12 protein-coding genes and 1 tRNA gene are annotated in these 12,889 nt (G+C 62.4%); 12 read left to right on the forward strand and 1 reads right to left on the reverse strand.

Annotated features, from left to right (window positions below):
* Positions 1–13: 13 nt before the first annotated feature.
* The 7 genes from sufD (at position 14) to ACU5AY_RS07295 (ending at position 5,555) form a co-directional block, all read left to right on the forward strand.
* Positions 14–1,291: a Fe-S cluster assembly protein SufD gene (gene sufD / locus ACU5AY_RS07265; protein WP_446828563.1), complete on the forward strand. Its 1,278-nt coding sequence runs from the start codon at positions 14–16 to the stop codon at positions 1,289–1,291.
* Between the two features lie 16 nt (positions 1,292–1,307).
* The gene (locus ACU5AY_RS07270) at positions 1,308–2,552 is read left to right on the forward strand and encodes a cysteine desulfurase (protein ID WP_446828564.1); all 1,245 of its coding nucleotides are present in this window, start codon (positions 1,308–1,310) and stop codon (positions 2,550–2,552) included.
* A 10-nt stretch (positions 2,553–2,562) separates the two neighbouring features.
* Positions 2,563–2,943 (forward strand): SUF system Fe-S cluster assembly protein, encoded by a 381-nt coding sequence (locus ACU5AY_RS07275; RefSeq protein ID WP_446824051.1) that lies wholly within the window; start codon positions 2,563–2,565, stop codon positions 2,941–2,943.
* A gap of 76 nt (positions 2,944–3,019) precedes the next feature.
* Complete coding sequence (gene sufA / locus ACU5AY_RS07280; protein ID WP_446828565.1) at positions 3,020–3,406, forward strand: Fe-S cluster assembly scaffold SufA; 387 nt, start codon at positions 3,020–3,022, stop codon at positions 3,404–3,406.
* Positions 3,407–3,581: 175 nt separating this feature from the next.
* A tRNA-Lys gene (locus ACU5AY_RS07285) sits at positions 3,582–3,657 on the forward strand.
* A gap of 144 nt (positions 3,658–3,801) precedes the next feature.
* Positions 3,802–4,548, forward strand: a complete 747-nt coding sequence (locus ACU5AY_RS07290; protein ID WP_446828566.1) for a cytochrome c biogenesis CcdA family protein — start codon at positions 3,802–3,804, stop codon at positions 4,546–4,548.
* Between the two features lie 44 nt (positions 4,549–4,592).
* Complete coding sequence (locus ACU5AY_RS07295; protein WP_446828567.1) at positions 4,593–5,555, forward strand: AEC family transporter; 963 nt, start codon at positions 4,593–4,595, stop codon at positions 5,553–5,555.
* Here the strand turns inward: ACU5AY_RS07295 and ACU5AY_RS07300 are convergent.
* Positions 5,532–6,737: a UbiH/UbiF family hydroxylase gene (locus ACU5AY_RS07300; RefSeq protein ID WP_446828568.1), complete on the reverse strand. Its 1,206-nt coding sequence runs from the start codon at positions 6,735–6,737 to the stop codon at positions 5,532–5,534. The genes ACU5AY_RS07295 and ACU5AY_RS07300 overlap by 24 nt on opposite strands.
* A 228-nt stretch (positions 6,738–6,965) precedes the next feature.
* On the opposite strand from ACU5AY_RS07300, the gene pcsA reads away from it, so the two are divergent.
* From pcsA to ACU5AY_RS07325, 5 genes are all read left to right on the forward strand, one after another.
* On the forward strand, positions 6,966–7,697 hold the full coding sequence (gene pcsA, locus ACU5AY_RS07305; protein ID WP_446824117.1) for a phosphatidylcholine synthase: 732 nt from the start codon (positions 6,966–6,968) through the stop codon (positions 7,695–7,697).
* A 106-nt stretch (positions 7,698–7,803) separates the two neighbouring features.
* Positions 7,804–8,874 (forward strand): BMP family ABC transporter substrate-binding protein, encoded by a 1,071-nt coding sequence (locus tag ACU5AY_RS07310; RefSeq protein WP_446824118.1) that lies wholly within the window; start codon positions 7,804–7,806, stop codon positions 8,872–8,874.
* 156 nt (positions 8,875–9,030) lie between these two features.
* On the forward strand, positions 9,031–10,407 hold the full coding sequence (gene glmU, locus ACU5AY_RS07315) for a bifunctional UDP-N-acetylglucosamine diphosphorylase/glucosamine-1-phosphate N-acetyltransferase GlmU (protein ID WP_446828569.1): 1,377 nt from the start codon (positions 9,031–9,033) through the stop codon (positions 10,405–10,407).
* A gap of 126 nt (positions 10,408–10,533) precedes the next feature.
* On the forward strand, positions 10,534–12,360 hold the full coding sequence (glmS, locus tag ACU5AY_RS07320; RefSeq protein ID WP_446828570.1) for a glutamine--fructose-6-phosphate transaminase (isomerizing): 1,827 nt from the start codon (positions 10,534–10,536) through the stop codon (positions 12,358–12,360).
* A complete protein-coding gene (locus ACU5AY_RS07325) occupies positions 12,357–12,854 on the forward strand; it encodes a GNAT family N-acetyltransferase (protein ID WP_446828571.1) in 498 nt (165 codons plus the stop codon). Before glmS ends, ACU5AY_RS07325 begins: the two co-directional genes overlap by 4 nt.
* Positions 12,855–12,889 lie beyond the last annotated feature (35 nt).

Genomic DNA, 12,889 nt, shown 5'->3' on the forward strand with positions numbered 1-12,889 from the left:
AAGGATTGAGATTATGAACATGCAAGCTCAGACCAGGCTGACGACCGCCGAGACGGCGCTGATCGAGGCCTATGCCGGTCTGTTCGGCCAGCTTCCGGGCGATGGGGCAGTGACCTCGACGCGCGACCGGCTGATGCACGAGCTGAAGGTCGCCGGTCTGCCGACCCGCCGTATCGAGGCATGGCACTACACGGACCTGAAGACGCTGCTGAAGACGATCCCGGCCAACGTCCGTGACGTCCATGCCGATGTCTTGGCACCGCTTGTCGCAGGTGCCTCGGTGCAGGCGATCGTCCAGGGCAAGGCAAGCCTGGACGGCGCGATCGACGGCGTGTCGATCAAGGCCTATTCCACGGCTCTGGCAAGCGGCACGGCCGCCGAAGGCCTGTCCGTTTCTGATGCTGACGATGCCATCGGCCGCATCAACGGCGCCTTCGTCCGCGACGGGCTCATCGTCGAGGTCTCCGGCGGTGCGGATATCGGCGAGCCGATCGAGCTGCAATCGGTGCATGCCGGCGGCCAGGTTCACGGAAGGATCGTTGCGACGTTCGGTGCCGGCGCGAAGGCGACCGTCATCGAGCGCCATATGCCGATGGACGAAGCGGCTGCGGCCCTCGTGTCATCGGTCAGTGACATCAAGCTCGAAGACGGCGCCGAGGTCACCTGGATCATCCAGCAGGCGCAAGGTGCGGACGACACTCATCTTGGCCAGATCAACATCGATCTCGGCAAGGATTCCAAGCTGTTCCTTTTCGTGCTGAATGTCGGTGGCAAGCTTGTGCGCCAGGAAATCCACGGCGTGACCACGGGCGAGGGTGCCGACCTCAAGCTGCGCGGCGTCAATCTGCTGGGCGATGCGACCCATACGGACGTCACGCTGACGCTCGGCCACGATCTGCCGAACACCACCTCGACGGAAGTGATCCGCAATGTCGTGTTCGACAATGCCAAGGGCATCTTCCAGGGCCAGATCCGCGTTGCGCCGGACGCGCAGAAGACCGATGCGCGCATGGCCTGCAACACGCTGCTGATGTCGGACGAGGGCGAGTTCTCGGTCAAGCCCGAGCTCGAGATCTTTGCCGATGACGTGCAGTGCGCTCATGGCGCGACGGTTGCCGACATCGACCACACGCATCTCTTCTACCTCATGGCCCGCGGTATTTCCGAAGCCAAGGCGCGCGGTCTGCTGATCAAGGCCTTCGTCGCCGAGATCGTCGAGGAACTGGAAGACGAAGCCATCGTCGAGGCACTGGAAGGCGTCATCGACAACTGGCTGGAACAGCGAGCCTGAGGAAGCGACAAGCAGGATGGACCAGATGGCACCCATGAGCGGACCCTATGACGTCGAGGCGATCCGGAAGGATTTTCCGATCCTGTCGAAGACGGTCTATGGCAAGCCGCTGGTCTATCTCGACAGCGGCGCGTCGGCGCAGAAGCCGAAGGTCGTGATCGATGCGGTGTCCCACGCCTATTCGGAAGAATATGCGAATGTGCACCGCGGATTGCATTTCCTGTCCAATGCCGCGACGGATGCCTATGAGGCGGCGCGTGAGAAGGTGCGGCGCTTCCTGAATGCGTCCTCGGTCGACGAGATCGTCTTCACCAAGTCCTCGACGGAAGCGATCAATACGGTCGCCTACGGCCATGGCATGCCGAATATCGGCGAAGGCGACGAGATCGTCATCTCGATCATGGAGCACCATTCCAACATCGTGCCCTGGCATTTCATCCGCGAGCGACAGGGCGCCAGGCTTGTCTGGGTGCCGGTGGACGACGAGGGTGCCTTCCATATCGAGGACTTCGAGAAGTCGCTGACGGAAAAGACGAAGCTCGTCGCGATCACGCATATGTCGAATGCGCTCGGAACCATCGTCCCGGTCAAGGAGATCTGCCGCATCGCCCATGAGCGCGGCATTCCCGTGCTGATCGACGGTTCGCAGGGTGCGGTCCACATGCCGGTCGACGTCCGCGACATCGACTGCGACTGGTATGTGATGACCGGCCACAAGCTTTACGGTCCGTCGGGCATCGGCGTGCTCTACGGCAAGAAGGAGCGGCTTGCGGCCATGCGGCCGTTCCAGGGCGGCGGCGAGATGATCCTCGACGTTTCCGAGGATGCCGTGAGCTACAATGATCCGCCGCACCGGTTCGAGGCCGGCACGCCGCCGATCGTGCAGGCGATCGGTCTCGGCTATGCGCTCGATTACATGGAAACGATCGGCCGTTCGGCGATTGCCGCGCATGAGGCCGATCTTGCCGCCTATGCGCAGAGCCAGCTGTCGGCGATCAATTCCCTGAAAATATTTGGCACAGCGCCGGGCAAGGGGGGAATATTCTCCTTTGAGCTTGAAGGCATTCACGCGCATGATGTGTCGATGGTGATCGACCGGCGCGGTGTTGCCGTTCGGGCAGGCACCCATTGCGCGCAGCCATTGCTGAAGCGCTTCGGCGTGACATCCACTTGCCGGGCCTCGTTTGGCCTCTACAATACAAGGGCGGAGGTCGACGCGCTGGCGGAGGCGCTCGAATATGCCCGCAATTTCTTCGCCTGAGGTGATTTTGATGAGTGAGACCGGAACGGAAGAAAAATGGGATGCCCGCGACGGCATCGTGACCTCGGCGATCCCCTCCGAGGAGATCGCCCGCCTTTCCGATGACATCATCGCGGCGCTGAAGACGGTCTATGACCCGGAAATCCCGGCCGACATCTTCGAACTCGGCCTGATCTACAAGGTCGACATCGAGGACGATCGGATGGTCAAGATCGTCATGACTTTGACCGCCCCCGGCTGCCCGGTCGCCGGCGAGATGCCGGGCTGGGTGGAAAACGCCGTCAGCGCCGTGGAAGGCGTTTCGGGCGTCGAAGTGGAAATGACGTTCGATCCGCCATGGTCGCCGGACCGCATGTCGGAAGAGGCGCAGGTCGCGCTCGGCTGGTATTGATCCGCCGGCGGCCGACGCCTACATCTTGAAACGGAAGCACCGGGCCTTGAACCCGGTCGTGGAAGGAGCAGCCATCATGGCATTCGAAGTCATCACCCTGACCGATGCGGCCGCCGACCGTGTGAACGCGATCGTCGGGAACAGCGGCCCTGACGCCATGGGCATCCGCGTCTCCATCAAGAAGGGCGGTTGCGCCGGGATGGAGTATTCGGTCGACCTCGTGCGCGATCCGGACCCGAAGGACGACAAGGTCAGCCGCAACGGTGCCAGCGTCTGGATCGACCCGTCCGCCGTCCTCTACCTTCTCGGCACCGAGATGGACTACGAGGTGACGACACTGCGCTCCGGCTTCACCTTCCGCAATCCCAACCAGACGTCCGCCTGCGGCTGCGGCGAGTCCGTCGAGCTGAAGGCTGCCGATCTCGCCGACCTGGCCCGTCAGCGTGAAGGGGCGGGGGCATAAGATTCGGCACTTTGCTAGTCGGATCAGTATTCTGGGATGCCCATTTGCGGGTGTTTTTCAGTCGCATTGTCGGCGCGAAATTCTTGCCGGAAATCACATTTTTATGGGTTGACCATCGGGGGGCGCGTCAATATGTTCCGCGCCATTCCAGCGGGGGCTGAAACCTCTGTATTGGGAGCGCGTAGCTCAGCCGGTAGAGCAACTGACTTTTAATCAGTAGGTCCAGGGTTCGAACCCCTGCGCGCTCACCACTTTTCACAAACATTTCGTTCGCTTCTTGCCTGTGGCAATAAGTTGACTGGCATGTGATCGCCCGACGCTTTATTGAGGCCTTTGCCGTGGCCCGTTTTGTGCGGGCCGGACCATGGAAGCCTGAACTGCCGGAGCCGAATACCGTGTCGATTGCTGAAATTTCGCTCCTGAGTGCGCTCTTTGCCGGCGCTCTGTCCTTTCTGTCGCCCTGCGTCCTGCCGCTGGTGCCGCCCTATCTCTGCTATATGGCCGGCGTTTCGGTGGAGGACTTCCGGGGCGGTACGAACGGGACTGCGTCGGCCACGCGGCGCACCGTCATGCTGTCGGCGCTGTTCTTCACGCTCGGTTTTGCCACCGTCTTCGTGGCGCTCGGGGCAGGGGCGTCCACCATCGGACAGCTTTTGCGCCAGCATCTCGACGTTCTCGCCAAGATCGGCGGCCTGATCATCGTCGTCATGGGCCTGAATTTTCTCGGCGTCTTCCGGCTGGGTTTCCTGGCGCGCGAAGCGCGTTTCCAGGGCGGCGGCAAGCCTGCGACGCTGTCGGGCGCCTATGTCATGGGACTGGCCTTCGCCTTCGGCTGGACGCCCTGCATCGGACCGGTTCTCGGTGCGATCCTCGGTGTGGCCGCTTCGCGCGAGACCGTCGGCGACGGCGCATTCCTCCTTGCCGTCTATTCTCTCGGCCTTGCCGTGCCGTTCTGGATTGCCGCCAGCTTTTCCGGCGCCTTCATGCGCTTCCTGTCGCGCTTCCGCAAGCACCTGGGTCTGGTCGAGAAGGCCATGGGGGCGCTCCTGGTGCTGACGGGCCTGGCCTTCATGCTCGGATATATCAGCGATCTGGCAATCTGGTTTCAATCGACCTTTCCAATCCTGTCGCAAATCGGCTAACTGCATACCGTTGATCGCGGAATGATTGCAGGCAAGACGAACGCATGGGAAATATTGTCGGACTACTGGCGCCGTTTTTCGGGCTGATCATCGTCGGTTTCGTCGCAGCGCGGATCACCAGGCAGGATCAGGCGGCGCTCGGCTGGATGAACACGTTCATCATCTATGCCGCCCTGCCGGCGCTGTTCTTCAAGCTGGTTTCCGGAACGCCGATCGAGGAACTGACGCGCTTCGACTTCATCCTCACCGATCTCGGCGCGACCTACCTGATTTTCATTCTCGTATTCGCCGTCGGCTATCTCGTTCGGCGCAATTCGTTTGCCGACAGCACCATCCAGTCCTTTGCCGGAGCTTACGGCAACATCGGTTACATGGGACCGGGGATCGCGCTGCTTGCCTTCGGCGAAAAGGCCGCCGTTCCGGTGGCGCTGATCGTCTGCTTCGAGAACGCGCTGCATTTCGTCGTGGCGCCGGCGATGATGGCGCTTGCCGGCGACGACAAGCGCAGCCCTTTGCAACTGGTCGCGGCGATCGCGCAGAAGGTTTTCCTGCACCCCTTCATCCTGTCGGCGGCCGCAGGCTTCGTGGTCGCTGCCTCCGGTCTGGAGGTGCCGAGCGCATTCCAGAACTTCGTCAATTATCTCGCCCAGGCGGCTGCACCCTGCGCGCTGTTTGCCATGGGCGTGACGCTGGCGCTGCGGCCGGTCAAGCGCGTGCCAGCGGAGATTTATTATATCGTCCCGGTCAAGTTGATCCTGCATCCGATCGTCGTCTATCTGGCGCTGGCGAGCGTCGGCGGCTTCGATCCGGCGTGGGTCTATTCGGCTGTCCTGCTCGCCGCCCTGCCGACGGCGACCAATGTCTTCGTCATCGGCCAGCAGTACGGTGTGTGGCAGGAGCGGGCGTCGGCGACAGTGCTGATCACCACGACGCTGTCGATCGTCAGCGTCACGGCGCTGCTCTATGTGATCGACAGCGGCCTGCTACCGCCCGAGCTTTTCCCGTAGCGCCTTCGGCAGCGAGAATATCCCGCCACCCGGCTGCACGCCTTCGCGCATCACGAGATGGCGCAGCGGCGAAACCGTGTCGAGCACGTGCAGTCCGGCGGCGCGCAGCATCTGCACTGGCAGGAAACCGGAGAGCAGGGTGCGATTGAGGAGATCGACGCTGGCGGTCCGGCTCATGATGTCGGCTCGGCGCTTCCAGTCGAATCGGGTGCCGGCATCGGCTGCAATCGGCTTGTTACCGGTGGCAGCCAGGACATCGGTCAGGGCGATCACATCGCGAAGGCTGAGGTTGAGGCCCTGCGCGCCGATTGGCGGAAAGACGTGGGAGGCCTCGCCGACGAGCGCGATGCGGCCCTTGCCGAATCGGTTGGCCATCAGGCCGGAGAGCGGCCATGCCTGGACGCCGTCTTCGACGGTGACGCGCCCGAGCAACGACTGCATGCGGTCTTCGACCTTCCGGCTCAGCGCCTCCAGTGGCAGCGCCAAGAGATCGTTTGCCTGTTCGGGCTTGACGACCCAGACGAGGCTCGATCGCTTGCCGCCCGGCAGGGGAACCTGGGTGAACGGTCCCGTCTCCGTGTGGAACTCGGTAGAGATGTTTTGGTGCGGCAGGTCGTGGGCGAAGTTCAACACCAAGGCTGATTGCGGGTAGGACCATGTGCGGGTGCCGATGCCGGCGCTCGTGCGGACCAGCGAGTTGCGGCCGTCGGCGCCGATGACGAAGTCCGCGGCAAATGTGGCGCCGTCGTCGAGACCGACCGTCACGGCAGCGTCCGTGATGTCTATGCTTTGCGCCTTGGCGGTCAGCCGGGTGATGTTGGGTTCGGCGGCGATCGCCTTTTCCAGAATGCCATTCAGGGCGCTGTTCGGGAAGTTGTAGCCGAAGGCCTCGAGGCCGATGTCGCCGGCGCGGAAGGAGACGATGGGCGCACGCAGAAGACGGTCGGTGCCATCGATGATCCGCATATGCTTGAGGCCTGCGGACTGTTCCTTCAGGTCCTGCCAGATGCCGAGGCGGTCGATGAAGGCAATCGACTGGTCCATCAGCGCCGTGGTGCGCCGGTCGTCCCGGTTGGCCGGCGGCGCCACGAATGCAACCTTGCGGCCTGCTCTCGCCAGCGCCAGCGCTGCCAGCGATCCCGCCGGTCCCGCTCCGACAACACCGATTTCATAATCGCTCATGACCGTCACCCCGTCATTCTCATCACGTCCGCTTCTCACCCTTATCTAGCGTCGACCGGCAAGCAAATCCATGGGGCGGAACGGCGCAGCCGTCATAATGCATCCTCTTGGCCCGAGTCATTTTTGTGCTGTACGTTACAGGCAAATACAGTATCAGGACTCACATGTGTGGGCTGCCGGGATCTCGATCCTGGTAGTGCCGGCCGAAAAGGGGTGGAAACGGCGAACATGAAGATCTTCAATTACAGGCGGGTGCCCTATGCGGAAATCCGGGCATTCTCCGTCCATATCCTGACGGCGTCCGGTTCGTTCCTGGCATTCCTCGGTGTCGTGGCGGCGGCGGAGTCGCGCTTCATCGACATGTTCTGGTGGCTTGGGCTGGCACTCGCCGTCGATGGCATCGACGGGCCGATCGCCCGCAAGCTGAAGGTGAAGGAAGTCCTGCCGAACTGGTCCGGCACGATGCTCGACAATGTCATCGACTACGTGACCTACGTGCTGCTGCCGGCCTTCGCGCTCTACCAGAAGCACATGATCGGCGAGCCCTGGTCCTTCGTGGCGGCCGGTGCGATCGTCATGTCCAGCGCGATCTATTACGCCGACATGGGCATGAAGACGGAGGAGAATTTTTTCTCCGGCTTCCCGGTCGTGTGGAACATGATCATCTTTTCGCTATTCGTGGTGGATGCCAGCGAGAATGCCGCCATGGTGGTGATCTTCGTGTCGGTCATCCTGACCTTCCTGCCGATCAACTTCCTGCATCCCGTGCGGGTGGAGCGGCTGCGGCCGCTCAATCTCGGCATCTTCCTGCTGTGGTGTCTGCTCGGCGGCATTTCTTTGCTCCGGCACTTCGAGATGGCATCATGGATGGTGTGGTTGTTCATCGCCTGTGGTATCTACCTTTACGTGATCGGGGCGGTACTGCAATTCTTTCCGAATCTTGGAAAAAAAATCGCCTAGGCCAAGCAAAACCACTTCTCGCCACAGTGATATTGCTTACTTTGCTGCGAGATTCCGATTGTATGGCGGGAAATCCCGCCGACCGCAGACGCTAGCGGGAGAGGGTATGAGGAAAACAATTGTCACGCTGCTGATCCTTGCTTGCGGAAGCTTGGGGATAACGGCGGCACGGGCGGACGAAAAGCCGAAGATCTGTTTCATCTATGCCGGGTCGAAGACCGACGGAGCGTGGAGTCAGGCCCACGAACAGGGCCGTCAGGCCCTGCAGGAGAAGTTCGGCGACAAAATCCAGACGAGCTATCTGGAAAACATTCTCGAGGGTCCGGAGGCCGAAGGGGTAATCCAGAAGCAGGCTGCTTCCGGTTGCCAGATGATCTTCGCGACCTCGTTCGGCTTCATGGAGCCGGTGCTGAAGGTGGCGGCCGATTTTCCCGACGTGAAGTTCGAATATGCCAGCGGCTACAAGGTCTCCGGCAATGTCGCCACCTATACGTCGCGCTTCTATGAGGGGCGCTATATCGCCGGGCAGATCGCGGCCAAAGTATCGAAGACCGGCGTTGCGGGCTATGTCGCCTCGTTTCCGATCCCGGAGGTTATCCGCGGGATCGACGCCTTCCTGCTTGGCGGACGCTCCGTCGACCCCGCGTTCAAGCTGAAGGTCGGCTGGGCGAACGCCTGGTTCGATCCCGGCGTCGAGGCCGACGTGACCAAGAAGCTGATCGGCGAAGGCGCCGACGTGATCACCCAGCACACCGACAGCGCCGCGCCGATGCAGGTCGCCGAGGAAATGGGCGTCAAGGCGTTCGGCCAGGCGTCCGACATGATATCCGTCGGTCCGCATGCACAGCTGTCGGCGATCATGGACACCTGGGGCGCCTATTACATTCGCCGGGTCCAGGCGTTCCTCGATGGCAAGTGGGAGGCGCAGCGGAGTTGGGAAGGACTGGCCGATGGCATTCTGACGATGGCGCCTTACACCAACATGCCGGACGACGTTAAGGCGATGGCGGAGGCGACCGAGAAGAAGATCAAGTCCGGGGAGTTGAAGCCTTTCAGTGGGCCCATCCACAAGCAGGACGGCAGCCTCTGGCTTCCGGATGGCGAGACGGCAGACGACCGCACGCTTCTGGGGCTGAATTTTCTGGTCCAGGGCGTGGAAGGCGAGATGCCGCACTGACGCGCGGCAATCGCCTCAGCGGTCCTGTCGTCACCTTAGAATTCCCTTAGCGACAACCTGATTCTGTTGCTATCAATCCCGGCGGCCTGTCGACTGACTGCCGGGCTTCATCCCGCCCACGGGCGTGTGGCGAACGATCAATTCGGAGAAGAGAGAATGAACGACCGTACCTGTCTCGCGATCGTCCTTGCCGCCGGCGACAGCACGCGGATGAAATCGAACAAATCCAAGGTCCTGCATCCGATCGCGGGGCGTCCGATGATCGCCCATGTGATGGCCGCTGTGGCCGCCACCGGGATCGCGGATGCGGCGCTGGTGGTCGGTCGCAATGCCGACGAGGTGGCCAAGGCCGCCTCCGTCGATGGTCTGGCCGTCGAGGCGTTCCTGCAGACCGAGCGCCTTGGAACCGGACATGCCGTACTCACGGCGCGTGAGGCGATCGAGCGTGGTTATGACGACATCCTCGTCACCTATGGCGACGTGCCGCTGGTGACCGCCGCGCCGTTTCTCGCCGCCCGTGAAGGCCTTGCCGCCGGAAACGACGTGGTCGTCATCGGATTCGAGACGGCCAAGCCGACCGGCTATGGCCGGCTGATCGTCGAGAACGGCGAGCTTCTGGCGATCCGCGAGGAAAAGGACGCGACCGACGAGGAGCGCAAGATCACCCGCTGCAACAGCGGCCTGATGGCGATCAACGGCCGGAAGGCAATCGACCTTCTGAGCCAGATCGGCAACCAGAACGCCAAGGGTGAGTATTACCTGACCGATCTGGTCGAAATTGCCCGCTCGCTCGGTGGACGGACGACGGTCGTCGACGCCCCGGAGGCCGAGCTCGCCGGCTGCAACAACCGTGCCGAACTGGCGATGATCGAACGCTTCTGGCAGGAGCGCCGTCGCCATGAACTGATGGTCTCCGGCGTGACGATGATTGCCCCGGAAACGGTGTTTCTCGCCTATGATACCGAGATTGGCCAGGACGCGTTTATCGAGCCCAATGTCGTGTTCGGCCCGGGTGTGACGATCGACGGCGGCGCGGTGATCCATGCCTTTTCGCATATCGAGGGCGCGCATGTTTCTGCCGGCGCGTCGGTCGGCCCGTTTGCACGGCTGAGGCCGGGCGCCGATCTGGCGGAAGGATCGAAGGTCGGCAACTTCTGCGAGGTGAAGAATGCCGACATCGGCAAGGGCGCCAAGGTCAACCACCTCAGCTATATCGGTGACGCTTCCGTGGGGGCCGACGCGAACATCGGCGCCGGCACGATCACCTGCAACTACGACGGGGTGAACAAGCACCATACGGACATCGGGGCAGGGGCTTTCATCGGATCGAACTCCGCGCTTGTCGCCCCGGTCAGCATCGGCGTGAACGCGCTCGTCGCGTCCGGCAGCGTGATCACCGAGAACGTGCCGGAGGAAGCGCTTGCGCTCGGCCGGGCACGCCAGGAGATGAAGCCGGGCCGGGCAACCGTCATCCGCGAGCGCAACCTCGCCATCAAGGCCGCCAAGAAAGCAGCGAAGGATGCCGGCCGCTGACGTCGGTCGCGACAGAGGCAATTTGTCCATTAACCTGCCGAAATTCAATGTGAATCGGCAAGGATTGCGTATTGCGCCGGAATGGTTAGGAGTGCTGCAACCGAGTGATAAGCGCAGGGTTGTTGCATGTGTGGAATTGTTGGAATTGTCGGCAAGGCGCCGGTTGCGGAACGTCTGGTCGATGCGCTGAAGCGTCTGGAATATCGCGGTTATGATTCAGCCGGCGTGGCGACCGTCCATGACGGCGTCATGGAGCGGCGTCGCGCCCCCGGCAAGCTCTTCAATCTCGAAAAGAAACTCGACGGCGAGCCGCTGGCCGGCTTCACGGGCATTGCGCACACACGCTGGGCGACGCATGGCGTGCCGAACGAGACTAATGCCCATCCGCATTTCGTGGACGGCGTTGCCGTCGTCCACAACGGCATCATCGAGAACTTTTCCGAATTGCGGGACGAGCTGACCGTCGCCGGGGCCGTGTTTTCAACACAGACCGATACGGAAGTCGTCGCCCATCTGATCGCGCATTACCTGAAAGCCGGCATGTCTAACCGCGAGGCGGTTCTGGCGACGCTGGGGCGGGTCACCGGCGCGTTCGCACTCGCCGTCATGTTTCGCAACGATCCCGGCACGATCATCGGCGCGCGCTCCGGTCCGCCGCTTGCCATCGGCTACGGCCGCGGCGAGATGTTCCTCGGCTCCGACGCGATCGCGCTCTCGCCGTTTACCAGCGAGATCACCTATCTCGCCGACGGCGATTGCGCGGTGATTACCGCCGAGGATGCGGAAATCATCGACTTTTCCGGCAAGCCCGTCAGCCGTCCCCGGCAGATCTCGCAGGCGACCGCCTATGTGGTCGACAAGGGCAACCACAAGCACTTCATGGAGAAGGAAATCTACGAGCAGCCCGAGGTAATTTCGCACGCGCTCGGACATTATGTCGACTTTTCCACCAATCGTGTCTCGAAGGTCGCCGACGGGATCGATTTCGCCTCCGCGACGGGTCTGGCGATCTCCGCCTGCGGCACGGCCTATCTGGCCGGACTGGTCGGAAAGTACTGGTTCGAGCGCTATGCGCGCCTGCCGGTGGAGATCGACGTCGCATCGGAGTTCCGCTACCGTGAGATGCCGCTGGCGCCGACGCAGGCAGCGCTCTTCATTTCGCAGTCCGGCGAGACGGCCGACACACTGGCATCGCTGCGCTATTGCCGCGGGCAGGGGCTGAAGATCGGCGCGGTCGTCAATGTGACCGAATCGACGATTGCGCGCGAGGCGGATGCAATCTTCCCGACACTGGCCGGTCCGGAGATCGGGGTCGCCTCCACCAAGGCATTCACCTGCCAGCTCGGCGTTCTGGCGTCGCTGGCGATCGCTGCGGCCAAGGCGCGCGGGACGATCGATGCGGCCGACGAACAGGCGATGGTCAAGCACCTCGCCGAAATGCCGCGCATCATGTCGCGGGTTCTGAACCTCATCCAGCCGCAGATGGAATCGCTGGCGCGCGAACTGTCACGCTGCCGGGACGTGCTCTATCTCGGTCGCGGCACCAGCTATCCGCTCGCCATGGAAGGCGCGCTGAAGCTCAAGGAGATTTCCTACATCCACGCCGAGGGCTATGCCGCGGGCGAACTGAAGCATGGCCCGATCGCGCTGATCGACGAAAACATGCCGGTGATCGTGATTGCGCCGCATGACAGGTTCTTCGAGAAGACCGTTTCCAACATGCAGGAGGTTGCGGCGCGCGGCGGCAGGATCATCTTCATCACGGACGAAAAGGGCGCTGCGGCCTCGAACCTGCCGACCATGGCGACGATCGTTCTGCCGAATGTCGACGAGATCATCGCGCCGATGGTCTTCTCGCTGCCCATCCAGCTGATTGCCTATCACACGGCCGTCTTCATGGGCACGGACGTCGACCAGCCGCGCAACCTTGCCAAGTCGGTGACGGTGGAATGATCTCCATCAGGCCGGAAAAGGAAGAGGATTACTCGGCGATCGAGCAGGTGACGCGGGCGGGCTTCCTCGACATGCCTTTTGCCGCCGGGTACGAACATCTCATTCCTGCGCGGCTGCGTGACAAAGGGGCTCTTTCGCTATCCCTCGTGGCGGAGGCGGAAGGCCGGATCATCGGTCATGCGGCTTATTCGGCCGTGAGTTTGAGCGACGGCACTGCCGGGTGGTACGGACTCGGTCCGATCTCGGTCATACCCGCCCATCAGCGAACCGGGGTGGGCAGCCGGCTGATCGAAACTGGTCTCAATGAGCTTAAGGAGCGCGGCGCGGCCGGCTGCGTCGTCCTCGGCGATCCGAATTATTACATGCGCCACGGATTCGTTCAGCACACGGGACTGATTTACGCCGGTGCGCCGGCGGCCTATTTCATGGCCATCGGCTTTGCCGGGCCGTTTCCGAAGACTGCAGTCCACTTCGACCCGGCCTTCAATCCCTGACGCTCGCGGGAATTTTATCGTCTCTGGCGCTTGCC

Source organism: Rhizobium sp. PAMB 3174 (genome assembly GCF_052908375.1).